The sequence below is a fragment of the Mesorhizobium sp. M1312 genome, from assembly GCF_040318115.1.
In the GTDB taxonomy this organism is placed as follows: domain Bacteria; phylum Pseudomonadota; class Alphaproteobacteria; order Rhizobiales; family Rhizobiaceae; genus Mesorhizobium.
Map to the genome: position 1 here is coordinate 69,907 of NZ_JAMYLQ010000013.1, position 25,564 is coordinate 95,470.

Sequence of the window (25,564 nt, forward strand, 5' to 3'; positions counted from 1 at the left end):
ACTGTCGCTTTCGACCTGCGGCAGACCTGATCCCGCTTGGCTCAGGCCTTGTTGGATCACGCCTTGGCCTTGAAGCGCGCCGCCTCCTCCGAACCGCTTGTGGCGTCGCCTGCGCTATAGGAATGCGCGCCGGCGCCCGCCAGCTTGCCGCCGTCGACGATCAGGTATTCCTCCCGGATCGGCCGGCCTTCGAACCAGCACTCCAGGATTTCGCGCGTGCCGGCGGCGTAGCGCGTCTGGGCCGAGAGCGACGATCCTGAAATATGCGGCGTCATGCCGTGATGCGGCATCGATCGCCAGGGATGGTCCTTGGGGGCCGGCTGCGGGAACCACACATCGCCGGCATAGCCCGCGAGCTGGCCGCTCTCCAGCGCACGGGCGACGGCGTCGCGATTGCAGATCTTGCCGCGCGCCGTGTTCACCAGATAGGCGCCGCGTTTCATCCTGGCGATCATCGCCTCGTCGAACAGGTTCTCCGTCTCCGGATGCAGGGGGGCATTGATCGTCACCACGTCGCAGATGCCGACCATGGACGCGGCGTCTGGGTGGAAGGTGACGCCAAGGTCCTTCTCGACCGCCTCGGGCAGCCGGTGGCGGTCGGTGTAGTGCAGCTTGACGTCGAACGGCCGCAGCCGGCGCAGCACCGCGCTGCCGATCCGGCCGGCGCCGACGGTTCCGATCTGCATCCCCTCGACATCGTAGGAGCGCGCGACACAGTCGGCGATATTCCAGCCGCCCTTGATAACCCACTGGTAGGAGGGGATATAGTTTCGCACCAGCGCCAGGATCATCATCACCACATGCTCGGACACGCTGATCGAGTTGCAGTAGGTCACCTCGGCGACGGTGATGCCGCGGTCCATCGCGGCCTGCAGATCGACATGGTCGGACCCGATGCCGGCCGTGATCGCAAGCTTCAGTTGGTTTGCCTTGGCTATCCTTTCCCTAGTCAGATAGGCCGGCCAGAACGGCTGCGAGATGACGACTTCGGCGTCAGCGAGCTCGCGTTCGAAAACGCTGTCGGGACCGTCCTTGTCCGAGGTCACGACCAGGCTGTGCCCGGCGCTTTCCAGATATGGCCGCAGGCCGAGCTCGCCCGACACGCTGCCGAGCAGAACCCCCGGTTCGAAGTCGATGGCCTTCGGCGTCGGAAGCGTCTGGCCGCCGGGATAGCGGTCGAGCTTCGGCAGCCCGTCCCGCGCATAATTTGACGGGTAACCGTCAACCGGATCGTCATAAAGGACGCAAACCACCTTTGCCATTTTGGTTCTCCCTTCGTTTGACAACGAGGAAGACGCTCGATTGTTAAGGCTGCCCGCCAAAAACGAACTGGCGGCCATTCTGGTTTGTCGGAGGCCAGCAACTCCTGGCGCTTCCTCGGAAAGTTGCGCGCTATTGCGAATTAAATGGAGGAGCCGGACGTGGCTTCAAGGCCAGCGGCAGGCAACGGCCGCATTCCTCTTCGGACCTTGAGCGTACCGAGGACGACGTTCCGCCATCGCAGCCACTGCCGCGAGGGCCCGAGCCAAAAAGCCTCATTTCTTCCCTTGCGGGTAGATCGTCTCGCCGCGCTTCAGCATCTCGACAAACGCCGCAATCTTCTTCTTGCGGCCAGCCTCGGTCTTCATGTTGTGGATGCGGAAGGCGAGCGCGAACCGGTTCTGCGCGCTGAGCGTTGCCAGCATCGCCTTGGCCTTAGGCTCGGCATCGATGGCCGCCTGCAAATCCCCGGGGATTTTCATGTCCTTACCGCTTCCGTAGGCGCGCGCCCAGCGGCCGTCGGCCTTCGCTGCCTCGACCTGTTTCAGCCCATGCTCGGTCATCCGGCCCTCCTCGATCAGCCGGGCGACGTTGTCGACGTTGATCTGGCTCCAGATGCTCTTCCTGCCGCGCGGCGTGTAGCGCTGCAAATAGCTCTTGTCGTCGAGCCCCTTGCGCACCGCATCGATCCAGCCCCAGCACAGCACGATGTCGATGGCCTCCTTGGGCGTGATCGAGGGCAGCCCCGAACCGACCTTGTGGATCTTGATCCAGACTTCTGTTTCGGTGTCGTGGTGCTTGCCGAGCCAGGTGTAGAAGCTTTCGGCATCGCTGAATTCGCGCACCTTGGCGGGATCGACCTTGACCGGCGCCATTAGCGGGCCTCGCCTTCTGCGGTCGTCATTGGTTTCCTCCTGTCGCTGCTTAGCTCCAATCGAATGGAGCAACGGTAACCTCGTTGCAAGGCTGGCGGGACAGCAAAGCCGCCGATCTCCCCTCGTGGGCGAGATTGGCAGCGTCGCTGTCCCCGCCCAGCCCATGGCGGTTCTTCCAATCGTGATGTAGGAATCTCCCTGGCAGAACCGGCCATGGCGGACACGGCGGGCTTCAACTTGGGGGATGTTGCCATGCGAGCAATGCTGTTCGGTCTTGCCCTGCTGGCGCCAACCGTGGCCCTGGCGGAACCGATAGAAACCCAGAAGATCATCACCGCGCTGACCGGCGACTGGAATGGCGACGGCGGCACCGACCTTGTGATGATCGTCGAGACCAAGCCCGGCGACCCGATGGACATGTACTTCTTCCTCAGGGACCGCGACGCCAATTTTCTCAAGCCTGCCGGCATCGTGCGTGAGCAGATCACCGGCGAGTGGAACGGTTACGACCGGCCCGGCTACGAGGCCTCAGACACTGAGCCGGAGCTGACCGCACTGCCCAACGGCTCGATCAAATTGTATTTGCCGGCAATGCCGGTCGGCAGCATGCGGACCAACCAGACGCTGACGCTCGCTTATCGCGACGGCGCCTTCATCGTCGCCGGCTTTGCCTATGACTATCATGATTATCTTGAGGACAATGTCGCAAGGGACTGCGATTACAATGTTTTGACCGGCAAGGGCAAAAGCAGCAGGATGCAGCCCGATGGCACGACCAAGCTGAAAACTGTGGCGGGGGAAGGCAAGGTCATCGCCTTTTCGGAGTGGAACCCCGGAACAGGCTTCAGCGCCTGCGGCGAGTGAGGCACGCCGCGTCATCGGATTATCAGGAGGATCTGACCAGTATTGACTGCTTCACTGCAGCTGCGGTTTTTTGAGAAAGCTGTTCCGGTCGGCCGACTTGACGCGCAGCCAGGTTTCGCGGCCGTCGCGCACCACCCGCAACGGAATCTCCGCGCCTGCCGGATTCTGCCATAGCTTGCGGTAGAAATCGGCGAGCCCGTCGACTTCGCCGTCGCGCACATCCGAGATGATGTCGCCCTGGCGCAGGCCGGCTTCGGCGGCCGGGCTGCCTTCGGCGACGCTCATCACCACGACTTCGCCATTGCTTTCGGCGGAGAAGGCGCCGAGCCATGGGCGCGGTGGCTTGGCAACCTGGCCGCGTGTCAGGAGATCGTCGAGAATGGGCGGCAGAAGGTCGATCGGCACCACCATGTTGATATCGGCGATCTCGCCGGCGCGGCTCATCTGCAGGCGCAGCGAACCGATACCGAGCAGCCTTCCGTCCTGCCCGATAAGTGCCGCACCTCCCCATGACGGATGGGCGGGCGCGGTGAAGATCGCCTCGTCCAGGAGATACTCCCAATAGCCGGCGAATTCCTGCTTGGTGACGATGTGCGCCCTGACCGCCTGGCCGATGCCGTCGGCGAGCACCACGGGGTCGCCGGCCATCGCCCTGGCCGCATCGCCGAAAGCCACCGCAGGCAGGCCGAGCGGGGCCAGCGCCTGCACCAGCCCGAAGCCCGAATCCTGGTCATAGGCGAGCGCGTGCGCGGGAACCACGCGCCCGTTGTGGTCGGTCAGCCAGACTTCTTCCGCCTCGGTGATGAGATAGCCGATGGTGAGCACCAGCCCGTTATCGCGAATGACCACGCCGCTGCCTTCCCGGCTCGTGCCCAGCGCATTGGCGGTGAAGGCGTCGTCGGGGATCGAGGCGCGCACCGCCACGATGGACCGCAAAATCGTTTCGATGGTCATGCTCTCAATCCCGGCAATATTCATGACGGCCGCCAAAGGCGCGGTATCTTCTATAGGTATGGCGCACGTGACGAGGCGCAAGGGCATCGGTGAGCCCTTCTCCCCCGAGGTCCATTGGGGAGAAAGGGCATGCGGCGTCGACTATAGTTCAACATAAGTTGAACTTCCTGCTGACCGCACTACCTGTATCAATGTGTAGATGAACCTGCCCCACGAATCTCCCGCTTCCATCGCGCAAGCTGATCCTCCCCAAGACCCTCCCCGCTCATAGCACAAGGCCTCCCAAGATGAACCAATACACACCGCCGAAAGTATGGACTTGGAATAAGGAAAATGGCGGCGCCTTCGCCAGCATCAACCGGCCGATCGCCGGCCCGACGCATGACAAGGAGCTGCCGGTCGGCAAGCATCCGCTGCAGCTTTATTCGCAGGCGACACCGAACGGCGTCAAGGTGACGATCATGCTGGAGGAGCTCTTGGCGCTCGGCCACAAAGGTGCCGAATATGACGCCTGGCTGATCAGGATCAACGACGGCGACCAGTTCGGCAGCGGCTTCGTCGAGGTCAATCCCAACTCCAAGATCCCGGCGCTGATGGACCGCAGCGGGCCAAAGCCGATCCGCGTCTTCGAATCCGGCTCGATCCTGGTGCATCTGGCCGAAAAATTCGGCGAATTCCTGCCGATCGAGCAGCCGGCGCGTGCAGAAACCCTGTCGTGGCTGTTCTGGCAGATGGGCTCGGCGCCCTACCTCGGCGGCGGCTTCGGCCATTTCTACGCCTATGCGCCGGAAAAAATCGAATATGCCATCGACCGCTTCGCCATGGAGACCAAGCGCCAGATGGACGTGCTCGACCGGCGGCTGGCGGTAAGCGAATATCTCGGCGGCGACGCCTACACGATTGCCGATATCGCCGTGTGGCCCTGGTATGGCGGGCTGGCCAAGAGCCGCATGTATAACGACGCCGGCGATTTCCTGGCAGTGGACGAGTACAAGAACGTGCAGCGCTGGGCCGAAGCAATCGACGCACGGCCGGCGGTGCAGCGCGGCCGCATGGTCAACCGCGCCTTCGGCGAGCCGGCGATGCAGCTGCACGAGCGCCACGACGCCAGCGATTTCGACACCAAGACGCAGGACAAGCTGGCGGCGGAGTGATCTGAGCGACGGAGCTCAGCGGATGACGCGCTGACCTCCCCCACGAGGGGGGAGATCGGCAGCTTCAACCGCCCCGTCTCGCCGGCGGATCGGATTTGCACAAGCCGCAGGCAGGCTTCCGCGTTGCCCAATCCCAGGCATATGTATCCAGGAATATATACTGGTTGACTAAAGTAACGGAACGTCCAATGCACATTCCCAGAACCGAACAAGTCCGCTTTCAAAAGGCTTAGACCATATTATCTATTTCGGTCAATCATGATCTAAGCACATCGATATTCTGCCGGCGCGTGACCTGAATCTCGACACGTCGTAAAACCGCATACCGTCTCGACGGTCCAGCACTCGCGGTCGCGGATTACCTGTGTGTCTTTCGCCCGGCTCTGTAGATCAGCTGGACGACGAACAAAAAAAATCCAACCTGCGAAACGATCAAGGTAAGGACCGTCCAGCCCAGCGCCTTCCAGATTGAACCCGTTGCCAAAAAAGTCGAGAGCGCCACGACGAATGACGCGGTGGTCATCCCCACCAGGAACTGTGGAAAATTCATCGTTTTTCAAGGCCGCCCCGGAGCTTCTAACAGCCGCGACGACTAACCTTGCCCATTTACCCCGGACCAACGTTTTCACCCTTTCAGTGGTTGCGCAAGTGGCAAATCGATCAGAGGTGTGCGCATGCTTAATGCATCTTCTGGTTGAGATGCTTCCTGGCTGGTGCTGTTCCATCCAAAAGAGCTGACCTATTGCGGAAAGGCACGATGGAAATTTGTTGCGCGCCGGATGCGCCGGGCGCAACGTAGGCCCTGCGGATTGCGATAAAAAAGAATATCAGTCCAGGGGGCCGAGGGGGAGGATGACATGGCGCTCAAGGTAATCGGCGCGGGATTCGGACGCACGGGCACATGGTCGACCTTCGCCGCGTTGAACAGGCTCGGCTTTCCCTGCTATCACATGCAGGAAGTGATCCTCAACAAGGCCAACAAGGGCCACCTCGACTTCTGGCGCAAGGTGGCAAACAGCGAGCCCGGCACGCCGCACGACTGGGACCGGGTGTTTGCCAACTACACGGCGACGGTCGACAATCCCGGCTGCTGCGTGTGGCGGGAGCTGCTGGCCGAAGACCCTGATGCCAAGGTACTGCTGACGCTCCACCCGCGCGGCGCCGAAGGCTGGTACGACAGCACGATCGATACGATCTACTTCACCGAGAATCTCTGGCAGTTCAAGATTTTGGAGTGGCTGACGCCGTTCGGCCGAAAATTCGGCGACATGTCGCGCAAGCTGATCTGGGGCCGCGTGCTGGTCGGCGTGATGGACGACCGTGAGCGGGCGATCGCGCGCTACAACGCCTACACCGAGGAGGTGAAGGCGGCCGTGCCGCCGGAAAAGCTTCTGGTATTCACGGTGACCGAAGGCTGGGGGCCGCTGTGCCGCTTTCTCGGCGTGGCAGAATCTCAGGAGCCGTTCCCGAACCTCAATGACCGCGAAAGCGTCAAGAAGGTGATCCGCGACATCATCAAGGGATCGTACGTCATGCTCGGGCTGTCGATCGCAGGGGTGGTGGCGGTGCTGGGCGGGGTTTTGTGGTGGCTGGGGTAGTGGCCAGGAGATCACGCCAGGCAATCACGCCAGGCAATCGCTTCAGACAAAAAATGGCTCCAACCGGGTGTTGGGATGACCACTGTCGATGTCGGCGCCGCCCCTCATTGCCCTGCCGGGCATTTCTCCCCGTATAGTGACGGGGAGGAAGACACCTTCAGCGAGGATTTCGCCAGTCTCCAGCGTTGCAGAAACGTGCCGAGGTTGCGGCCAGCCCCTTCTCCCCGTCACTATACGGGGAGAAGATGCCGGCAGGCAGATGAGGGGCAGCGCAAAGCGGAAGGGATGGCCCTGGGTAAAACCCACCAACGCTGGACAGCCGCGCTCAACCCCATGGAACCAGTTGCAGGATCGCCGCGCGACGCCGGAATTTTCTGCGCTTCTCTGGCCGCAACACTGCGGCTCAGGCCGACATCGCCAGCGGTCTTGCGCTCTTGTTGGGGATCTGGATGTCGATCTCCAGCGTCGACATCGTCTCGCCGCGATCCATCGAGACCTGCAGATAATCCTGATCGATCTGCACATGCCTGGCGATGACGGCCATGATCTCCTCGCGCAGCACCGAGACGAGATCGGGCTGGCTGCGGTTGCGGCGCTCATAGGCGAGCAGCACCTGCAGCCGCTCGCGCGCCACCGGCGCGCTGCCGCGTCGCTTGAAGAGGTCTAACAGGTTCATGCTGCCCTCCTTCCAAAAAGCCGGTCGAGAAAGCCCTTGCGCTCGAATGGCACGACGACCGGCAGGTCCTCGCCCTCGAGCCGTTTGGCCGCCTCGATATAGGCGCGGGCGGCGGCATTCGTGGGATCGCTGAGCGTCACCGGCGAACCGAGGTTGGAGGCCTTGAGCACGTCCTGGCTCTCGGGAATGATCCCCAGGAGCGGCGTCGACAGGATCTCCAGAACGTCGTCGATCGAGAGCATTTCGCCGCGAGCCGCGCGGGCGGCATCGTATCGCGTCACCAGCACGTGCTTGGCGATCTGCTCGCCCCGCTCGGCCTTCACGGTCCTGGCGTCAAGGAGGCCGATGATGCGATCGGAATCGCGCACCGAGCTGACTTCCGGGTTGGTGACGATGACCGCCTCGTCGGCAAAGCGCATGGCGAGCTGCGCACCGCGCTCAATGCCGGCCGGACTGTCGCAGAAGACGTAGTCGAACACCGAGCGCAGCTTGTCGATCACCTCGCCGACGCCCTCCTCGGTCAGCGCATCCTTGTCGCGCGTCTGCGAGGCCGGCAGCAGGAACAGCGTCTCGACGCGCTTGTCACGGATCAGCGCCTGCGAGAGCTTGGCCGTTCCCTGGATGACGTTGACCAGGTCGAACACCACTCGCCGCTCGGCGCCCATGATCAGATCGAGATTCCTTAAGCCGACGTCGAAGTCGACCAGGGCCACCTTCTTGCCGGTCCTCGCGACCGCGGCACCAAGGGCGGCCGTCGAGGTCGTCTTGCCGACGCCCCCCTTGCCCGAGGTGACCACCACTACCTTGCCCATATATGCCTCCATTATTGTTGTTGGTATTGCTAAGCGTCTGAATTAGGCGATGCGCTTAAGTCATTGTTTTCATATGTCGTCATTTCAAAACCACTGCGTACTTTCGGGCGACTGCATTAGCTGAACGGCGCGATGCGCAGCGTGTCTTTTTCGAGAAACGCCTGGACGGCTTTTCCACGCAAGGACGGCTCCATCTCTTCGGCGGTGCAATACCAGCCGTCGACCGACAGCAGCTCGGCCTCGTTTTTGCGGCAGAAGATGCGCGCTGCCGAATGGCCGAGCACACCGGCCGACGCTCGCCCGCGCAGCGTGCCGTAGACGTGGATGGAGCCGGCGGCGACGATCTCGGAACCGGAGGCGACGGAGCCGAGCACGATGACATCGCCATGCGCGTGGAAGACCGACTGGCCCGAGCGGATCGGCGTCTTGACCATCAGCGTGGCCGGCGCTTCCGGCTGCCTGTCTTCTGGCTGCTTGGCCTGTTCCGCCTTGCCTTCTTCCGCCTTGCCCGCCTCTTCAGGCCTGCCCTTTGCGTCGGCCTGCATCAGCAGCCCGGCGGTAGCCTCTTTCGCACCGATCAGCACCGGCGGCAGATTGGCCTCGAGCGCCGTGCTGCCGTCGAGTTCGATCGCATAGATGCGGATGCCGCGCAGGCCAAGCTCGGCGACCAGCGTTTCGATCTGGCTGACCTCCGGCTTCAGCGTGTTGAGGTTGAGCACCACCGGTCGGCCGGCAAAATAGCCGGGAGAATTGCCGATCCAGCGATCAAGGCTTTCCAGCCACTCCGAAAGCGGCGCTTCCGGGGTGAGCGTGAAGGCGACAAAGGAGCGGGCGCGAAAGCGAATGGATTTGGTCTCGACAGGGGCGGCGAAGGTCACGGACAGCGATTCCTTACTGATAGGTAAACGCTAGCCAGCCATGGTTAACGAAAGGTTAACGGAGGGGTGTTTGCGGCATCCGGAAAGCTGTTACTGACAGACCCGGGTGTCAGCAGCCGAGCGGACAATGCTGGAGACTGCCTGCTCTTCCTCGACACCTTGCTGGCTAAGTGCCCTTCGCTGCGTCCTCGATCAGTTCGGCTAGCAAGGTGGAGAACCGCTCGTCAGTCTTATCCCCTATGGTTCCCACTTCTCTCGCCACGATCCCGGGCGAAGAGACCGACACTTGCCCACTCAGCTGAACGTTGACCGTGAACGTCCTCCCGGCTGCCTCCTTCTCCATTCCCCCCTTTCTGTAGATTCTGAACCGAATGGACGGTGTTGATGCTTTGGCCTGGCGGCATGGCGTGGTGTCCATCTCGACAGTCACCTCGCCCGCCACGTCAGCCTTGGCCGCTTCCAGCGACGCAACCACGACGTCATTTAGCCAGGCCCGTGCTTGCGCGCCGAAGTCCACCCCCTCGGCCTTCTCACTGCCGACCTTCTCCTCTTGCTCACGGCGAGCTTCCTTCCCGCGATCAAGGGCATCTTTGAACTTAGACATCATGGTTTGCCTCCGATTGTGAGCGCATGAGACCAGCCGCCATGCTCCTCCTAATGAGTAGAACGCGCACAATCGGCGTCCGTTGCGTAAGCGGAGCCCGCGGTTCGCCGTTGCGCACGGTATTTTCCTTCTGGCGCGGTCGATCGCCCGGGTGGCGGCGGTGATCGCGGCGCTGGTGGTGGTGGCTGGGGTAGCGTGTCAGCAGCCGAGCGACAACGCTGGAAATTGTCTGCCCTTTCCCACAAGATGCCTGAACATCCCTGAGGGCTCGACATGTGCAACCTCTACAACATCACCACCAGCCAGGAGGCGATCCGCCAGTGGACCCGCGCCCTGCGCGACATCCTCGGCAATCTCGAGCCCTCCATCGACATCTACCCCAACCAGCCCGGCCCGGTGGTGCGCAACGGGCCGGACGGGACGCGCGAACTGGCCAATCTGCTGTGGGGCATGCCGACGCCGATTGAGCGGGTTAAGGGCAAGGCCGACTACGGCACCACCAACATCCGCAACCCGCAATACGGCCATTGGCAGCAATATCTCGGCGTCGCGAACCGCTGCGTGGTGCCGGTCACCAGCTTCGCCGAACCAAGCCCGACGCCCGGCGACAAGGACCCGGATACCGGTATCCAGAGGAACTACTGGTTCGCACTGAGCGAGGAGCGGCCGCTGTTCTTCTTCGCCGGGCTGTGGACGCGCTGGCAAGGCGTGCGCAAGGTCAAGGACGGCCCCGGCGACTTCGAGCTCTACGGCTTCCTGACCACCAAACCCAACGCCCTGATCGCGCCGATCCACGAGAAGGCGATGCCAGTCATCCTGACCACGCAGGAGGAAACCGAGACCTGGCTGACCGCGCCATGGTCGGAGGCCAGGCACCTGCAGCGCCCGGCGGCGGACGACGCGCTGGTGATCGTCGAGAAGCCGGCGACGCAGATCAAGTTTCCGCCGCAGGCGCCACAGGCGCCGGTACAGGCTCGCTGTTCTAAAGCTTGAACTTCTGCAGCACCCAGATGTAGCCCTTCGGCGGATGGTCCTGGTCGATGAACTGGGTCTTCACCGTCGTGTCCGTTCGGCTGCACCGCTTGCACTTGAACCGGATGGTCTCCAGCGGCTTATTCCAGCCCACCACCTTGGCCACGTCGTTGGCCCGGAAGCGTCCGACATGGTAGCAGTGGCCGCACTCGACTATGAGCAGCATGTTGGCCTTCGCGGCACGTCCAACGCTGTCCATCGGCCCGGCCATGGCTCATTTCCGGGTCAGGTAATCCTCGGGAAGCGGGAGCAGGCCAAGATTCGGCATTCGGAAATCCGGCTCCTTCTCCGCTAGGCTGGCCATCACCTCATGCAATTTGTCGACGAGCCCGCTAAGCTGCCAATACAGTTCGCCATGCGCCTTCAGATGCAGTTGCGACGAAAGCACCGTCCTGCGCAGCCTCAGAGCGTCCCTGATGATCGCCTCCGCATCCCTCGTCGACAGCCTGTCAAACCGGCTTTTTCGTCTGCCCATCGCGGCTCTCCCCAATTCGTGAGCAACCGCCCCACCCACTGACAAATAGGAAGGTATTCCTCGCGGAGTCAATTAACTCTTGACATTTTTGTTCCCGTTTTGTTCAATTTGTGACAGAAACTGTTGGAGGCATCGCCATGGACCACATCGTGACGCTGGACAGCCGCCAGGAGGCCGCCCTTCAGGCAGTCGCCGACAAGTTCATTGCCCGGCACAAGGGCGACGCGGTGAAGGCGCTGAAGGAAATGATGGTGCTTAATGGGCACTTACAGGAACGGCTTGATGCGGTGGAGGGCCGGCGCCGGGCGACGCGCTAGGAATTAAACGCTCAACTTTAACTTAAGGTTGATTGATGAGGCCGATAATACGCGAGTAGCCTCCTCCCTCAGCGCCCCCACTCGCGATCGACTAGCCGCAGCCTAGTATCTCGAACGGGGATGCTGGCGGAACGGTCGAGGCTTCCATTTCGGGCGCGGAGGATATGCATAGGCCCAACGCCGAGCGTTGGGTTCGGCAATGTCCCGCTCACGCCTCAAATCGGCAGCGATCATTTCCATTATTACTTGACTAGGGATGATCTGGGCGCGCTTCTCAGCCGCGTCCAGGAACATACTTCGAGAAATTGCCGCGACTACGGCGCGCCCCTCAGCACGTCCCGGCAATAAGCACCAGAGTATATCCCGATTTGGCCCCGACACTTCCTTTGCCGTTCCGAAATCCTCGAAATCAAAGAAGACCGGCACAGCGCAGTTAAGCCACGTAGAAGGGAACCCTTCCCTTGGCCAGAGCACAACGAAAACGCGCTTCATCAAAGTAGGTCTGAAAGAGTTTCGAGCTTGAAGAAACCGCGACAGGTCTCTTTTCAGCCGCGTTCCATCCACGACCCAGACCATATTCCGATGGAACGCCTCGCGTACAGCCATCTCCCGCGTCGGCAGGTGTGAGTGCTGGAACTCGATAACCAAGCCATTTTCGGTCATAACATCCGCAATATGCTTCTCACCTGCCTCGTCACGCCGGATCACTTCCTGCCATTCCGACGGAAAATGGTCTTTCCAACCGCGATGCCACGCGGTTTCCGGCTCCCACCACGGATCGCAACTCCGCTTGCCGCGATGCGCCCAATGCGAGACCCTTTGCGTCCCGCACTTTGCGATCATCGGCGCCGAGCATCCCGGACAGCAACCGATCGATCCAGGCGAGGCCTCACACCGCGCGTTGTTCACCAATGCGAACCGCATGACGTTCTCCAATTGAGGTTAGGACCGCACGCCATCGCAGGCAGCAGCCAGATTCTTGTTTGGGAAGTTATGTCGGCAGCGCGGCCAGCCCGAGCTGGTGCTGTTTCTTTTTATCTTCGACGCGAGGTCAGACCGTCGTCGGTTATCATGCGGCTGGCGAAAATGCCCGGCACCGCTTTTTCTCAAAGCACGCAACAAAAGTATCTGAACCGCTGGTTCAGTCAAGTTTGCGGTTCATCGCAATCGGCAGCTTCACGCTGTCGTGGCCAAGCCATTCGCACAAGGCGTCGCTCAGCGCCTACCATGTTCTCGCAGAGATGCAGGCCGTCGTCGCAGGCTAAGGTCCGCCAGGCCATCCGGCGCGGCTGCCTGGCAGCGACGGCACGCCGCCTCAATGCCTCTTGAAATACTGCACCTCGCGTTCGTGCTTCTCCGCATCCTCGCGGCTGTCAAACGTCCGAGATTGCGGCGCTTGCCGGTCTTTTCGCCCTTCTTGCGCGAAAAGGCTCGGTATTTTCCGTCTTGGAGTTTTCTGATCATCTGTCACTCCCCGAACGGCTGCTTCCCTTGAGGTTGCGCGCGGCTTGCTCGATCGCCGCCCGGTCGTTTCCCAGCCTGTCGATCAGCTCCTGCGCCTGATCGCCCGATATGCCGGTGCGCACCGCCAAGGCCTCCACCGTCAAGACGTCGGAGCTCGCGACCTCGCGGGTTTCCGGCAGGGCATCGCCAGCCGTCAGCGGCAGGGCTGCCTCTCTGTCGATCTCGGCCTCGGCCCGGTGCCAGTGCCGCTCGGGATCGCCATGGATCCCACCTTCACGTTCCAGATCTGGTGTGCGCGCTCACGAATCTTGTCTTCCCGGTCGTCGCCCATGTTGATTCCTCCTTTGGGTATCGGATGAACGCCACGCCGCCCCGAACGATGCAAGAAATCTGCGTGATCGTTGGTCGCACAACGCGCCATGCACTTGCGGCCGCCAGCCCGTCCCGCCCTCGCCTAATGGCACTGCCTCCGCGGGCCGCCGGAATAGGGCTGGTAGGTGTTGTCTTCCGGCCGATAGGAGCGGTAGCGGCTGAAGCAATATTCTATGTGGTCGGGCGGAAGCCAGGCGCCGCCGGTTTCATCCGCCGGAACGTTCCCATCGATTGACCACCTCTCGGTCGCCTCGACATAGCTGGCGCTTTCGTCGGCAGGCTGTGCGACGCGCTTGGCCGCGCCGGCATCGAGATAGGGCGAGATGCAGGGACGCTGCTCTCCACTGTAGGATGTGTAGTGGTCGTCGCTTGGCCTGTAGGAGCGGTAGCGGCTTGCGCACCATTCCACATGGGCAGCAGGCATCGCCTGCTGCTCGTCGGCTGCCGGCTTGATAGAGGCGGTAGCGGTGGGGTCGGGTGCCGAAGATGGGACATCGGCCGGTTTCGAGGTGCGATCGCCAAGGGCCTGATCAACTGGGACCTGATCAACTGGGACCTCCGGGACCTCGCGGGCGGGAAGGCGCTCAAGCTGCTGCGAAGCAGGGTCCACCTTCCGCGGCTCCCTCGGCCACAGTTCGGCAACGCTGGAGGTCGGGGCGGCCTGCCGCACCGGCTCGGCGGAAAGAATCCAGATGGCGAAAGCCAACCCGCTGGCGAACACCGCCAGTGTCAGCACAAAGCCGCCAAGTATCGCCGATAAGGCTTTCACACCACGCTCCTTTACCCCGTCATCTCTAAAATGCGAGGCATTGGATCCGGTTCCAACCAGGCGGGACAGCAGCAGCTTGCGTGCTCAAAGGAAGACCCTCTCCGTCTCGGCTTCGCCGAGCCACGTCTCCTCCCGCTTCGCGGCGCGCGGAACCAAGGTTTCAGAGGTCGCCGACAAGCTCCGTATAGGTCCTCATCTCGCCATCCTGCCCGCGTATCAACCACCTCTCGCCGTCCTGCGCCTCGACATAGCACGGGCCGAGCGGCACTTTGCCGCCGCCGTCCGGCAGGTCCAGCACATAGACGGGGTTGCAGATGCCCGACAGGCGCGCGCGGAGCGCGCTGGCCAGCGCCTGGCCGTCGGCGATCGTGGTGCGCCGGTGCGCCATGCCGCGTGCGAGGTCGCCGTGGTGCAGGTAATAGGGCTTGACGCCGAGGCGGTACATCAGCTCGCGGCACAGCTCCTCCAGCACCTCGACCGTGTCGTTGACGCCTTTCAGCAGAACGCTCTGGTTCAGCAGCACGAAGCCGCCTTGCCGCAACGTGCGGCAGGCCTGCTCGGCCGCCGCCGTGATCTCCCGCGCGTGGTTGAAATGGGTGACGACCGTGACTATCAGCCGGCCCTGCAGGGAGCGAACCAGCCCTGAGGTGACGCGCGACGGCAGAGCGACCGGCACGCGGGTGTGGATGCGTAAGAGCCGCACATGCGGAACCGCCTCGACGCGGGCACGGATTTCCGCCAGCGCCTTGTCCGGCAGCGACAGCGGATCGCCGCCGGTCAGGATCACCTCGCGGATTTCGGGATGGGCCTCGATATAGGCGAAAGCCGGCTCCAGCGCCTCGCGCGAAAAACCGCGGCCGATCGAGGTCAGCGACTCCTTGCGAAAGCAGAACCGGCAATAGACCGCGCATTGATAGGTCGGGAACAGCAAAACCCGGTCGGCATGGCGATGCGTCAATCGCGGCACCGGACTGAAGGCGTGGTCGGCGATCGGGTCGTCAAGCTCGCCTTCCAGCTCTGCCAGTTCTTCGAACGACGGGATGACCTGCGCCCGGATGGGGTCGGCGGGGTCGCTCCAGTCGATCAGGTCGAGATAGGCTTTCGGGATGCGAACCTTGTGGCGCGTGGCCGCTGCTTGAGCCGCCGCGCGCTCGGCTGGCGACAGCGGCAGGGAATCCAGATCGCGAACATGCCGCACGCCCGCGCGAACATCGTCCTGCCACGCGACGTCGTCGGCGCTGGCGCGCTCGTCATCGGCCGCCATGCCGGCCGCAGCCATGCTGGCGTCAGGGATGTCGAGGTGTGAGGTCATCGAAGGCTCCTTGAATTGGGGCTGAATACAGCATTGGAGCCAGGGCTTGAACCCTTGCCGGGATGGCTCAGCGGCGAAGCTGCCAATCTCCCCCCAAGTGGGGGAGATGTCCGGCAGGACAGAGGGGGCGCGAAGTATCGCCAACCTTGTTCGTTCTGAACGCGCAAAGGACATTCTAAGCTAATGCGCGTGAGAGCGGATTGTGATCGGTGAGAGAAATCGGCGGTCTGAGCGCGCCCAGGAAGCGGTCAGCCGAAAGCATCCACTGATCAGAAACAATCTCGCGCTCGCTAACGCATAACATTAGCTTGCGCTTAAATTAGCTTTATCGTATCTATCTTGATGGCCGGTGATCTACCCCCCAACCGGTTAGGCTCGGCGCCAGTCCCCCCCTCAGGCCAACGACGCCGGGCCGCTCGGGGTTTTTCGCTCAATCCGGGAAGAGCTTTTTAAGTACCTCCTGTTCGCTTTCGCCGGCAGCCGGTCGTCGAGGCCGGTGAACACATCGGCTATCCCCCTCAGGAGTCGACCTTCCCGTCGCCAGCCATGGTCGCTAATCTCGGCTCACGGAAAGGCTGGAGAAGAGGAATGGCGAACGGCTTGTCGCCAAGGCTTTTGGCGATAGTTGACGCGCTGCCTTTGCGGCAGGGCATGCGCGTGCTGGAGATCGGCTGCGGTCCGGGTGCTGCGGCGCGCGAGATCGCGCGCCGGATTGGCGACGGCCACGTGCTGGCGATCGACCGCTCGGCCAGGCCATCGCGCAGGCCAGAGCCGCCTCGCGCGCCGAGACTGCAGCGGGCCGGCTGAGCTTTCGTCAGGTTGCCATCGAGGACTTCAACCTTGAGGCGGAGGAAAAGCGCTTCGACATTGCCGTTGCGGTACGCGTCGGCGCGCTGGACGGGCGCTATCCCGAGGCAGAAAAAATTGCCTTGCAACGGCTCAAGGCCGCGTTGACGGCGCAAGGCCGGCTGTTCATCGACGGCGGCGATCCGCTGCGCGAAATTGCGATACACAACTGAGCAGCCCTTCGCTTCCTTTCGGAATCGAGCGCTTGGGTGACGGTGAGCGGCAACGCCGCTCTGCGCCTCAGCTCCGCAACCCAGGCGCTTCCTGCCCGGTGCGCTCGACATACTCGGTATAGCCGCCGCCATATGAATGAACGCCCTCGGGCGTCAGCTCCAGCACGCGGTTCGACAGCGCCGCCAGAAAATGCCGGTCGTGCGAGACGAACAGCATGGTGCCTTCGTATTGCGAGAGCGCCGTGATCAGCATCTCCTTGGTCGCGATGTCGAGGTGGTTGGTCGGCTCGTCCAGCACCAGCAGGTTGGGCGGATCGAACAGCATCAGCGCCATCACCAGCCGCGCCTTCTCGCCGCCCGACAACACCCGGCATTTCTTCTCGATCTCGTCCCCGGAAAAGCCGAAGCAGCCGGCCAGTGCTCTGAGCGGCGCCTGGCCTGCCTGTGGAAACGCGTCTTCCAGCGTCTGGAACACGGTGCGCTCGCCCTCCAGCACCTCCATGGCGTGCTGGGCGAAATAGCCCATCTTCACGCTCGGCCCGCGCGCCACCGTGCCGTTGTCCGGCTCGGAAGCGCCGGCGACCAGCTTCAACAGCGTCGACTTGCCGGCGCCGTTGATGCCCATCACGCACCAGCGCTCGCGGCGGCGCACCTGGAAATCCAGCCCGTCGTAGATCGAGCGGCTGCCATAGCCCTTGTGGACGTTCTTCAGCGTCACCACGTCCTCGCCGCAGCGCGGCGCCGGCTGGAAGTCGAACGACACTTTCTGGCGGCGCTTGGGCGGCTCGACGCGGTCGATCTTCTCCAGCTTCTTCACCCGGCTCTGCACCTGGGCGGCATGTGACGCCCGCGCCTTGAAGCGCTCGATGAAGGCGATCTCCTTGGCCAGCATCGCCTGCTGGCGCTCGAACTGCGCCTGCTGCTGCCGGTCGGCGATTGCCCGCTGCTGCTGGTAGAATTCATAGTTGCCGGAGTACGCGGTCAGCGAGCCGCCATCGATCTCGACCACCTTGTCGACGATGCGATTCATGAACTCGCGGTCGTGCGAGGTCATCAGCAGCGCGCCATCATAGTTCTTCAGGAACTGCTCCAGCCAGATCAGGCTTTCCAGGTCGAGATGGTTGCTCGGCTCGTCGAGCAGCATGGCGTCAGGCCGCATCAGCAGGATGCGGGCCAGCGCCACGCGCATCTTCCAGCCGCCGGATAGTTTCCCGACATCGCCGTCCATCATCTCCTGGCTGAAGCCGAGGCCGTCCAGCACTTCGCGGGCGCGGCCATCCAGCGCATAGCCGTCGAGCTCCTCGAACCGCGCCTGCAGGTCGCCGTAGCGGGCGATGATCGCGTCCATCTCGTCTGCCCGCTCCGGGTCGCCCATGGCGGCTTCGAGCTCACGCATCTCGGCCGCCACTTCGCTCACCGGCCCGGCGCCGTCCATCACTTCGGCGACGGCGCTGCGGCCTTCCATGTCGCCGACATCCTGGCTGAAATAGCCGATGGTGACGCCGCGATCCACCGAGACCTGGCCCTCGTCGGGCTGCTCCTCACCGTTGATCATGCGAAACAGCGTCGTCTTGCCGGCGCCGTTGGGGCCGACCAGCCCGACCTTCTCGCCCTTCTGCAACGAGGCGGAGGCCTCGATAAAGACGATCTGTCGGCCGTTCTGCTTGCTGATGCTTTCCAGTCGAATCATGCTTCCACGCGTGCCCAAGGGATTTCCCCGCGCCAATACGCGATAGGCCGCGCCTGCGGAAGCCCGCAAATCAATGGGAATACGCCGCCAGATTCGAAGTTCGAACTGAATTAGCGGAACCTCAGATAGTGCAGGCAGTTTAGAAAGATGACCTCGAACACCGAAAGGAGCACGATATGAAGACGCTTACTGCTATTTTGCTCGCCACCTCTATGATCGGCCTGACCGCCGGCACGGCAAGTGCGACCTGCCATGACACGACTGCATCGGTCAAAGCTCAGTCAGGCATCGCAAAAGACGGAACGCATGCACCTCTCGAAACTGATGCGAATGCCGGCAGCAAGGTCGAGGGCGGCCCGGCCAATAAGGACGGCAACACCATGCCGCTTGCCAACCAGGAAAGCGGCGGGAACAAGAACCTCGCCACCTCGCAGCAAGATGCACAGGCTCAGCAGGAGGGCGAGAAGACAGCGGCGGCCAAAGCCGACGCCGGCAGCAGCGATCCCTGCAAGCCGGACTAACGCGGATTGAATAGCTGGCCGCAGACGCCGCACTGCATGCCGCCATCGACCATCGGCGGCCTGCAGGCGGACTGCTCGGCCCGCGATGCCCCAGCCGCGAGGACCCTCTAAGGCAGAGGTTGTGCTCTGTTTCGAACGCGATGGCGGCATGGCCACTCTGCGCCGCAATGAATGTTTATCCCGAAGGAACGGTGATCGAGATGAGTCGCGGATTGATCGCCTGCAAGGTGAAAATGGGGCAGCTCCCTCAAAATGCTGATTTAGTCGATATCTTTGCCGAGGCCACGACGTGATGCCGGTCTTCGTCCACCTGCAGCAGGAATTTTGGGACGAATGGCTGGCCTCGCTGCCGTCATAGCGGCCAGCAACTGCCTCACCTGCCGCAACCTCATCCGATCCCACCCGTCACCGCATAGGCGCCGGCGACGCGTCGGTCCTCAAGACGCACGACGGCGGTGACGATCGAGCCGTGCGAGCCACGCCAGACGCTGTGGATTCTCTCATGCTCTTTGGCCGGTACGACCGCTCGCCCGGTAAAGCGCGCACCGGTCCGCTGCATGCGAATGGGCTCGCCGTTTACATGGACTTTCACGCTGGTCTCGGTTCCGACCTCGCCATGCACATCAAGCGTGACAGTTATCTCGTCCTGATCACCCGCAAAGCGCGTCTCGGCGGCAAGCGTGACGGTCAGCGGCGGTGCCTCGCCGGGCCGGCCGGCGGCAGGCCGGGCGGGAAAGACGTCGTCGGGAAGTTCCGGCGTGCGCGGCGGGCGGGTGCGGCGCTGGCCAAAGTCGCCGGCCAGCCGAAGCAGCCTGGTGTCGTCATAGGCCTTGCCGGCGAAGGTGAGGCCGACCGGCATGCCGATATCGGCCATCGTGCCCATCGGCACGGTGACGGTCGGAATACCGAGATGCCGCCACACCAGATTGCCGTTGGCGACCCAGGTGCCGTTGCGCCAGGCCAGCGCTGCGGAAGTCTCGTTGACATCCGCATCGGCCGGACCGACATCGGCGACGGCGGGAAACACCACCGCATCGAGCCGTTGCGCGTCGAGCCAGTCCTCGAAGTCGATGCGCCGCGTCGCCTCCAGGCCTTTCAGCCCAGCCTCCAGCTCGGGAATGGCCAGGAATTGGGTGACGCCGCGTTTGGCCCGCTCTACATATTCCGCCAGGTCGAAGCTGTCCCCATAACGGTCGGGCAGCGTGCCCGGCGGATGCGGAAAGATCTTCGCGCCGTCGACCGAGGACAGATCGGGGATAGCGGGGTCGGCATTGGCGCGCAGGAAATCGTCCCAGGCGAAGACGCACAGGTCCCAGATCTCGCGCTCGGCGAATTCTTCCGGAACCAGCCCGCGATCGACCATGTTTTTGGTGCCCGGCCGGTCGCGCTCGTAATTGGAAACGACGGGGAAATCGACCTCGACCACATCAGCGCCAAGCCGCCGCAGATCCGCTGCCGCCTGCTCCCACTGGTCGAGCACCGACGCGCGGGTCTGAATCGGAACGTCAGCCTCCGTATCGCGGCCGATATACATGCGGGGCACGCCGAGCCGCACGCCTCGCAGCGCCCCCTCCAGTCTAAGGTCGGTGTAGCGTGGCGGCCGCACGGCCGAGCTCTTCGGCAGCGCCACCCAGGGCTGCGCACGCCAGAAATCGCTTCTGGTGTCGGGGTCGTCGGCGACGATCACGTCGAGCAGTTCGAGCATATCCGGCACGCTGCGCGTATGCGGCACCATCACGTCCATCGTCGGCACCAGCGGCCAGTTGCCGCGCACGGAAATGACGCCGCGCGACGGCGTGTAGGCGACCAGCGCATTATTCGACGCCGGCGCCCGGCCGGAAGACCAAGTTTCCGCGCCGAGCCCGAAGGCGGCGAAACTGGCGGCAGTCGCGGTGCCCGAACCGTTGGACGAGCCGGATGCGAAGGCGGCGGTCAGGTAATCGGCATTGTAGGGGCTTTCCGCCCGGCCGTAGACGCCGCGCTGCATGCCGCCATTGGCCATCGGCGGCATATTGGTCAGCCCGATCAGCACCGCGCCGCCTGCCCGCAGCCGCGCGATGGTGAAGGCGTCCTCGCTGGCCGTGAGATGCTCGAAGGCCGGCGACCCGGCGGCCACCGTCAGGCCCGCCACCTTGTAGCTGTCCTTGGCGGTGTAGGGGATGCCGTCCGCGGCCCGAGGGTTGCGCCGTTCCTCCGGCGCCGGTCGGACGCAGCGGCCTCCTCGAACATTTTGGGATTGAGCACGGGAACGGTGTTGAGGGTGATGCCATGGCGGTCAAATCTGGCGATCCTGCGCAGGCAGGCGCCGACCAGCTCGACGCTGGTGACCGTGCCGGCCTCCAGCGCCCGCCGCAGCTGTTCGATCGACGCTTCGACGATGTGGAGACTGGTCACTTTGGGAAAGCCAAACGTCTGTTACCCGCAACAGTTTCAAATATGATCTTCACCTACAATGTTTTGGTGTCCAACAGACCATCCTCCTTCATCATATCCAGATAAATCTGGACAGCGGGATGGCCATGAGACGAAGCCTTGAGCAGCCATTTGGCGGCCTCTTTATAGTCTGGTTGTCCATTGATGCCGCGATAGTACAGCATCCCAAGACCAGCTTCGGCATCGACATTTCCGAGCTTTGCCGCAGCCAGCCACCAGAACTCCGCGGATTTGTCGTCTCTGGCGATGCCTTCACCATTGGCATAGGCGTACGCCAAACCGAGTTGAGCATCGACATTTCCCTGCTTTGCGGCTTTGCTCCACCATATGAATGCTTGGCCGTCGTCCTCGCCGACGCCTCTTCCTGTGCTGTAAAGGACACCAATATTGTATTGCGCTTCCGCAAGACCGCTGACTGCGGCCTTCATCCACCATTCGAATGCCAAACCGTCGTCCTGCGCCAGCCCTCGACCTTCATTATGGAGAATGCCAAGCAGATATTGGCCGGCCGCATCCCCGTTTTCCGCAGCCTTTCGCGCCCAGATGACGGCCAGCCGATCATCCTGCTCAACGCCTTTGCCATAGTGAAAAGCCTGGCCGAGACCGCTGGCGGCCTCTATATTTCCTGCCACTGCAGCCTTGCGCCACCAGGAAACCGCTTGGTAGTCATCCTGAGCAACCCCTTCGCCTCTGGAATACAGAAGACCAAGCATGCATTGAGCAGCCGCGTTCCCGTCGTCCGCTGCCTTTCGCGCCCACTTCACGGCAAGCTGATCATCCTTTTTGACGCCTTGGCCGAGATAGTATAGCCGGCTGAGAGCGAAGGCGGCTTCCATATTTCCTGCCTCGGCAGCCTTGCCGAACCAGTACACTGCCAGCCCGTCATTCTGGGCAACGCCGTGGCCCTGCCCATACATCAGACCAAGATCGAACTGGGCGACGGGATCGCCTGCCTCGGCCAAAACCGTCAACGGACCAAGCGCCTGGACATAGTTCTCGGCCAGCAGCGCGGTTTTCGCCTTATGCGCAGCCGACCAGAGGACATAGAAGTGGCGTGTCGGGAAAAACAGCACCGTGGCGGCCAGCACAAGAAAAACCGCCGCGATAACCTTCCGACGATAGGGCTTGGGGGAACTGGCAAAGGATGCTGTCGCTACAACCAGTCCGTTTTCATTGTCCACGTGAGCTGATCCGTCCATCCCCATCAGCAATCATTAGCGCGGAGCTTTTCCTTGCGAAATATCCCTAGCTTGAAAATCTGTTCAATCCGGCGCACCGGCGAAAAGCACCACGCCGTCTCCGCCGCCCGCCGGCCAGTCCCGGATGGTGCGGTCATAGCCGCCGGTCAGCACCGTGCCGTCCGCGGCGAACGCCACCGCGTAGACTGGGCCGGACCGGCTGTCGAACAGAGCGATCTCGTTGCCGGCGTCCATGTCCCATAGCCGTGCCGTGCCGTCGAGCGATCCGGACAGCAGCCGCTTGCCGTCGGCCGACAGCGCCAGCGCGTAGACCGTGCCCGAATGGCCTTCGAGGCGGCGGACTTCGCGGCCGGTGTCGAGATCCCAGAGCTTGATCGTATAATCGCCGCTGCCGGTGATCAGATGGCGCCCGTCGGCCATGAACAGGACGCCATAGGGGCCGCGCTCATGCCCGTGCCAGCTGCGCAGCTGCTTGCCGGTGCCGATATCCCATAGTTTTAGCGTGCCCTCGATACTGCCGCTGATCGCGCGTGTGCCGTCGGGCGAGACGGCGACCCCGCTGATCGACCAGTCGTGCCCCGGCATCACGTGCAGCACCGAGCCTTTCTCGATATCCCAGACGATGACCCTGCCGGTGTCGTGCCCGCTGACCGCACGTTTGCCGTCGGGGCTGATCGCGAGCTTGTTGACGCCGCCGTTCTGGCCTGACGAGAACACATGCAGCACAGCGCCATCGGAGAGCTGGCGCAGCACGATCTCGCCATCGTCGCCGGCCGTCAGCGCCCGCGCCCCATCCGGCAGGAAAAGCGCGGTACGCGCCATGTCCTTGTGGACGCCGAGGGTGCGGATGAGGCGCTTGCCGTCGATATCCCAGAGCTTGACCGTGCGGTCGGTGCTGGCGCTCATGATCGAGTGCCCGTCGGGCGCCACCGCCAGCCAGACGACGGGCTCGCGATGGCCATCGGGCTGCGTCGGCAGCGGCGGCGGAGCCTGGGGCAGCGGCGCGACGGTTTGCGGTGGCGCGGCCGGGGCTGGAGCAGCCTCCGGCGAGACTGATGGGACAAGCACGACCTCGGTTGGCGAGGCAGGAGCCGGCGGCTGTGCCGGTTCCGCGCTGACGCCAGGGTCTGTATCTTGCGCAATCACATCGCTGGACTGATTGCCGTTGTCGCTCGGCGGCGGAGGCGCAGTCGGTTGTTCAGGCGGCTTGGCCGCTTGCTCAGACAGTGGAACCGAATCCGACGCAGTGGGCGCTTCCGGCGCGGGGGCTGGTGCGCTGGCGACGTCTTCGCCGTTCGGCGCGCTCGGCGCGGGCTGCTCGGCGGTCAGGCTTTTGCCGGCGTCCTGTGGCTGCCCCAACCAGGGACCGAGCTGGTCGATCACCAGAGCGAGCACGACAAGAAACGGAACGACAGCGAAGAGCCGCCGCAGGCGTGGTCTTCCGCCGGGTTCCGTTTCGGCGCCCCTGCCGAACAGGGGCTTCTTCGGAGCGAGCGTCGATCGGCCCGGCAACAGGCCGGCCCAGAACAACAGGGCTGCAAGGGCTGATACGACGCCCGCCGCCCCGAAAAAAGCCAGGCGCACGGACGCGAAAGCGTCGCCGGCGCCCTCGTCGCCCAGCGCGAAATACACCCGTATAAGGCAGAGCATGCCGATCGCCAGCAGCAGCGCCGCGAGCAGCCTGTCGACAAGCCTGGTCATCGGTCTCCCCCTCGCACCGCTTTCGCTTTGCCCGCAATGATGCCGTCCATTGCCGGGCTTGTCGATGCCCGGTTCAATTCAATGACGGCCAATCTCTCCCCACAAGGGGTGGAGATGGCTCTCCGCCCTCACCGCAATTCCACCCACACCGGCGCGTGGTCGCTGGCGCCGGGCTCGCCGCGGACGTCGCGGTCGATGCCTGCCCCGATCAGCCGGCGCGCCAGCTTCTTCGAGAGCAAGATATGATCGAGCCGCAGGCCGGCGTCGCGCTGCCAGCGGTTGCGGCGATAATCCCAGAATGTGTAGAGCGTCTCCTTCGGATGCTTCTTGCGCAGTGCGTCGGTCCAGCCCTGGTCGAGGAGTGCTGCAAAAACGGCCCGGCTTTCCGGCTGCACCAGTGCATTGTCGTCATAGGAGCGGGTCGGATAGATATCGCGCGGCTCGGGCACGACATTGTAGTCGCCGACGAGTGCCACTGGCAGGCCGGTGTCGAACAATTCCGCCGCATGCGCGTTCAGGCGCTCGTGCCAGGCCAGCTTATAGGTGAATTTCGGACCCGGCTGCGGGTTGCCGTTCGGCGCATAGAGGCAAGCGACGACGATACCGTTGACCGCCGCCTCGATGTAGCGGGCCTGGTTGTCGCTCTCGTCGCCGGGCAGCGCCTCGCGGGTCAGAACGGGTTCTGACCCCCGCGCGAGTATGGCGACGCCGTTCCAGGTCGGCTGCCCCACCCACACCGCGCCATAGCCAGCATCCGCGAGCGCGGTGCGCGGAAACTGCGTCTGCCTTGCCTTCAGCTCCTGCAGGCAGACGATGTCGGGCTTGGCGACAGTCAGCCAGGCCAGCAGGTTTTGCAGCCGGCTGTTGATGTTGTTGATGTTGAAGGTGGCGATCTTCATCGGCCTGCTTCAGCGCACGATGCGTTCGGTCCACGCCATCACCGCATCAGCGAGTGTCTTCAGATGATCGGCGGCGGAGAAGCCGGAGATGCTCTTGCGCGGCTTCAAATCGTGGTCGCCATCCTCCAGCCAGAGGATTTCGATGCGGTTGGAAAGATCGTAGGTCGCGACCTCGCCCCTGGTGCCGAACTCGTCGCGTGTGCCCTGGAAGATCAACGTCGGCGTCCTCAGATCGGCGAGGTGTCTTGTCCGAAGCTGCGTCGGTTTCCCCGGCGGGTGGAAGGGATAGCCCAGACAAAGCAGCCCTGAAATCTCATACTTCGAAAACATCTCGTCGGCGATCATCGAGGCGACGCGTCCGCCCATCGACTTGCCGCCGATGATAAGCGGCCCCTTCACGCCCTCCGCCCTGAGGTCGGCGATCGCGTGGATATATTCGGGGGTCACCGTCTCGGCCCGTGGCGGCGGCTTGCGGTGACCGTAGCGGCGAGCGGCCATGTAGTGGAATTCGAAGCGCGCGACGCGGAAGCCGGTCTCGGCCAGCGCTTTTGCCGTGGCGTTCATCGAGGCCGAGTCCATCGGCGCCCCGGCGCCATGCGCAAGCAGGATGGTGATGGGAGCGGTGTCGGGGCCGTCGAAAAGGAAGGCGGTCATTGGGTGGCCCATTTATGGGGGCTGCGTTCCGT

General features: G+C 63.2%; 28 protein-coding genes and 2 pseudogenes. 9 read left to right on the forward strand and 21 right to left on the reverse strand.

Translation table 11 applies throughout. The features are described from left to right. Nucleotides 1–56 precede the first annotated feature (56 nt). Together NKH36_RS16960 and NKH36_RS16965 are read right to left on the reverse strand one after the other, a co-directional pair. Nucleotides 57–1,262, reverse strand: a complete 1,206-nt coding sequence (locus tag NKH36_RS16960) for an NAD-dependent formate dehydrogenase (protein ID WP_352960816.1) — start codon at nucleotides 1,260–1,262, stop codon at nucleotides 57–59. Nucleotides 1,263–1,535: 273 nt separating this feature from the next. Next, nucleotides 1,536–2,135 carry a YdeI/OmpD-associated family protein gene (locus NKH36_RS16965; protein WP_352960818.1) on the reverse strand — a complete coding sequence of 200 codons (600 nt, stop codon included), beginning with the start codon at nucleotides 2,133–2,135 and terminating at the stop codon, nucleotides 1,536–1,538. A gap of 213 nt (nucleotides 2,136–2,348) precedes the next feature. Between NKH36_RS16965 and NKH36_RS16970 the strand changes: the two genes are divergently transcribed. Further along, a complete protein-coding gene (locus NKH36_RS16970; RefSeq protein ID WP_352960820.1) occupies nucleotides 2,349–2,999 on the forward strand; it encodes a hypothetical protein in 651 nt (216 codons plus the stop codon). Nucleotides 3,000–3,050: 51 nt separating this feature from the next. On the opposite strand, the gene NKH36_RS16975 is transcribed toward NKH36_RS16970, so the two are convergent. Beyond that, nucleotides 3,051–3,953, reverse strand: coding sequence for a S1C family serine protease (locus tag NKH36_RS16975; protein WP_352960821.1), 903 nt, complete (start codon nucleotides 3,951–3,953; stop codon nucleotides 3,051–3,053). Nucleotides 3,954–4,240: 287 nt separating this feature from the next. Here NKH36_RS16975 and yghU point away from each other — a divergent pair, with 287 nt between their 5' ends. Beyond that, on the forward strand, nucleotides 4,241–5,107 hold the full coding sequence (gene yghU, locus NKH36_RS16980) for a glutathione-dependent disulfide-bond oxidoreductase (protein WP_352960823.1): 867 nt from the start codon (nucleotides 4,241–4,243) through the stop codon (nucleotides 5,105–5,107). 358 nt (nucleotides 5,108–5,465) lie between these two features. On the opposite strand, the gene NKH36_RS34840 is transcribed toward yghU, so the two are convergent. Continuing rightward, nucleotides 5,466–5,657, reverse strand: a complete 192-nt coding sequence (locus NKH36_RS34840) for an exopolysaccharide production repressor protein (protein ID WP_502912053.1) — start codon at nucleotides 5,655–5,657, stop codon at nucleotides 5,466–5,468. A 307-nt stretch (nucleotides 5,658–5,964) separates the two neighbouring features. Here NKH36_RS34840 and NKH36_RS16985 point away from each other — a divergent pair, with 307 nt between their 5' ends. Next, a complete protein-coding gene (locus NKH36_RS16985; protein ID WP_352960825.1) occupies nucleotides 5,965–6,705 on the forward strand; it encodes a sulfotransferase family protein in 741 nt (246 codons plus the stop codon). 403 nt (nucleotides 6,706–7,108) lie between these two features. On the opposite strand, the gene minE is transcribed toward NKH36_RS16985, so the two are convergent. From minE to NKH36_RS17005, 4 genes are all read right to left on the reverse strand, one after another. Beyond that, nucleotides 7,109–7,381, reverse strand: coding sequence for a cell division topological specificity factor MinE (minE, locus tag NKH36_RS16990; RefSeq protein ID WP_029351320.1), 273 nt, complete (start codon nucleotides 7,379–7,381; stop codon nucleotides 7,109–7,111). Continuing rightward, complete coding sequence (gene minD, locus NKH36_RS16995) at nucleotides 7,378–8,193, reverse strand: septum site-determining protein MinD (RefSeq protein ID WP_352960827.1); 816 nt, start codon at nucleotides 8,191–8,193, stop codon at nucleotides 7,378–7,380. Before minD ends, minE begins: the two co-directional genes overlap by 4 nt. A gap of 116 nt (nucleotides 8,194–8,309) precedes the next feature. Further along, a complete protein-coding gene (gene minC / locus NKH36_RS17000) occupies nucleotides 8,310–9,071 on the reverse strand; it encodes a septum site-determining protein MinC (protein ID WP_352960829.1) in 762 nt (253 codons plus the stop codon). A gap of 166 nt (nucleotides 9,072–9,237) precedes the next feature. Then, nucleotides 9,238–9,678 carry a hypothetical protein gene (locus NKH36_RS17005; protein ID WP_352960831.1) on the reverse strand — a complete coding sequence of 147 codons (441 nt, stop codon included), beginning with the start codon at nucleotides 9,676–9,678 and terminating at the stop codon, nucleotides 9,238–9,240. 270 nt (nucleotides 9,679–9,948) lie between these two features. Between NKH36_RS17005 and NKH36_RS17010 the strand changes: the two genes are divergently transcribed. Next, nucleotides 9,949–10,668 (forward strand): SOS response-associated peptidase, encoded by a 720-nt coding sequence (locus NKH36_RS17010; protein WP_352960833.1) that lies wholly within the window; start codon nucleotides 9,949–9,951, stop codon nucleotides 10,666–10,668. Here the strand turns inward: NKH36_RS17010 and NKH36_RS17015 are convergent. Continuing rightward, the gene (locus NKH36_RS17015) at nucleotides 10,658–10,918 is read right to left on the reverse strand and encodes a hypothetical protein (protein ID WP_352963405.1); all 261 of its coding nucleotides are present in this window, start codon (nucleotides 10,916–10,918) and stop codon (nucleotides 10,658–10,660) included. The genes NKH36_RS17010 and NKH36_RS17015 overlap by 11 nt on opposite strands. A gap of 3 nt (nucleotides 10,919–10,921) precedes the next feature. Then, nucleotides 10,922–11,182, reverse strand: coding sequence for a hypothetical protein (locus NKH36_RS17020; RefSeq protein WP_352960837.1), 261 nt, complete (start codon nucleotides 11,180–11,182; stop codon nucleotides 10,922–10,924). 137 nt (nucleotides 11,183–11,319) lie between these two features. Here NKH36_RS17020 and NKH36_RS17025 point away from each other — a divergent pair, with 137 nt between their 5' ends. Beyond that, on the forward strand, nucleotides 11,320–11,499 hold the full coding sequence (locus tag NKH36_RS17025; protein ID WP_352960839.1) for a hypothetical protein: 180 nt from the start codon (nucleotides 11,320–11,322) through the stop codon (nucleotides 11,497–11,499). A gap of 102 nt (nucleotides 11,500–11,601) precedes the next feature. Here the strand turns inward: NKH36_RS17025 and NKH36_RS17030 are convergent, their stop codons facing one another. After that, nucleotides 11,602–12,423, reverse strand: a complete 822-nt coding sequence (locus NKH36_RS17030; protein ID WP_352960841.1) for a competence protein CoiA — start codon at nucleotides 12,421–12,423, stop codon at nucleotides 11,602–11,604. 59 nt (nucleotides 12,424–12,482) lie between these two features. Between NKH36_RS17030 and NKH36_RS17035 the strand changes: the two genes are divergently transcribed. Next, the gene (locus NKH36_RS17035; protein WP_352960843.1) at nucleotides 12,483–12,764 is read left to right on the forward strand and encodes a hypothetical protein; all 282 of its coding nucleotides are present in this window, start codon (nucleotides 12,483–12,485) and stop codon (nucleotides 12,762–12,764) included. Nucleotides 12,765–12,959: 195 nt separating this feature from the next. Here the strand turns inward: NKH36_RS17035 and NKH36_RS17040 are convergent. From NKH36_RS17040 to NKH36_RS17050, 3 genes and pseudogenes are all read right to left on the reverse strand, one after another. Then, nucleotides 12,960–13,294: pseudogene (locus NKH36_RS17040) on the reverse strand (DUF2934 domain-containing protein). 123 nt (nucleotides 13,295–13,417) lie between these two features. Then, the gene (locus NKH36_RS17045; protein ID WP_352960845.1) at nucleotides 13,418–14,104 is read right to left on the reverse strand and encodes a BA14K family protein; all 687 of its coding nucleotides are present in this window, start codon (nucleotides 14,102–14,104) and stop codon (nucleotides 13,418–13,420) included. Between the two features lie 160 nt (nucleotides 14,105–14,264). Then, the gene (locus NKH36_RS17050) at nucleotides 14,265–15,383 is read right to left on the reverse strand and encodes a KamA family radical SAM protein (protein ID WP_502912055.1); all 1,119 of its coding nucleotides are present in this window, start codon (nucleotides 15,381–15,383) and stop codon (nucleotides 14,265–14,267) included. A 621-nt stretch (nucleotides 15,384–16,004) separates the two neighbouring features. On the opposite strand from NKH36_RS17050, the pseudogene NKH36_RS17055 reads away from it, so the two are divergent. After that, nucleotides 16,005–16,435, forward strand: a pseudogene (locus NKH36_RS17055) (SAM-dependent methyltransferase). 67 nt (nucleotides 16,436–16,502) lie between these two features. On the opposite strand, the gene NKH36_RS17060 reads toward NKH36_RS17055, so the two are convergent. Further along, nucleotides 16,503–18,125, reverse strand: a complete 1,623-nt coding sequence (locus NKH36_RS17060; protein WP_352960847.1) for an ABC-F family ATP-binding cassette domain-containing protein — start codon at nucleotides 18,123–18,125, stop codon at nucleotides 16,503–16,505. A gap of 212 nt (nucleotides 18,126–18,337) precedes the next feature. On the opposite strand from NKH36_RS17060, the gene NKH36_RS17065 reads away from it, so the two are divergent. After that, nucleotides 18,338–18,646: a hypothetical protein gene (locus NKH36_RS17065; protein ID WP_352960849.1), complete on the forward strand. Its 309-nt coding sequence runs from the start codon at nucleotides 18,338–18,340 to the stop codon at nucleotides 18,644–18,646. Between the two features lie 167 nt (nucleotides 18,647–18,813). Next, nucleotides 18,814–18,939, forward strand: coding sequence for a hypothetical protein (locus NKH36_RS17070; RefSeq protein ID WP_352960851.1), 126 nt, complete (start codon nucleotides 18,814–18,816; stop codon nucleotides 18,937–18,939). A gap of 95 nt (nucleotides 18,940–19,034) precedes the next feature. Here the strand turns inward: NKH36_RS17070 and NKH36_RS17075 are convergent, their stop codons facing one another. From NKH36_RS17075 to NKH36_RS17100, 6 genes are all read right to left on the reverse strand, one after another. Further along, entirely contained in the window at nucleotides 19,035–20,777 is a 1,743-nt protein-coding gene (locus NKH36_RS17075; RefSeq protein WP_352960853.1) for an amidase, read from the reverse strand. Then, entirely contained in the window at nucleotides 20,765–21,040 is a 276-nt protein-coding gene (locus NKH36_RS17080; RefSeq protein ID WP_352960855.1) for a hypothetical protein, read from the reverse strand. The genes NKH36_RS17075 and NKH36_RS17080 overlap by 13 nt, the downstream gene beginning before the upstream one ends. A gap of 53 nt (nucleotides 21,041–21,093) precedes the next feature. Continuing rightward, nucleotides 21,094–22,260, reverse strand: a complete 1,167-nt coding sequence (locus NKH36_RS17085; RefSeq protein ID WP_352960857.1) for a tetratricopeptide repeat protein — start codon at nucleotides 22,258–22,260, stop codon at nucleotides 21,094–21,096. Between the two features lie 81 nt (nucleotides 22,261–22,341). Continuing rightward, entirely contained in the window at nucleotides 22,342–23,979 is a 1,638-nt protein-coding gene (locus tag NKH36_RS17090; protein WP_352960859.1) for a WD40 repeat domain-containing protein, read from the reverse strand. 128 nt (nucleotides 23,980–24,107) lie between these two features. Further along, on the reverse strand, nucleotides 24,108–24,878 hold the full coding sequence (locus NKH36_RS17095) for an exodeoxyribonuclease III (RefSeq protein WP_352960861.1): 771 nt from the start codon (nucleotides 24,876–24,878) through the stop codon (nucleotides 24,108–24,110). 9 nt (nucleotides 24,879–24,887) lie between these two features. After that, nucleotides 24,888–25,532, reverse strand: a complete 645-nt coding sequence (locus NKH36_RS17100; RefSeq protein ID WP_352960863.1) for an alpha/beta hydrolase family protein — start codon at nucleotides 25,530–25,532, stop codon at nucleotides 24,888–24,890. Between the last annotated feature and the right edge of the window lie 32 nt (nucleotides 25,533–25,564).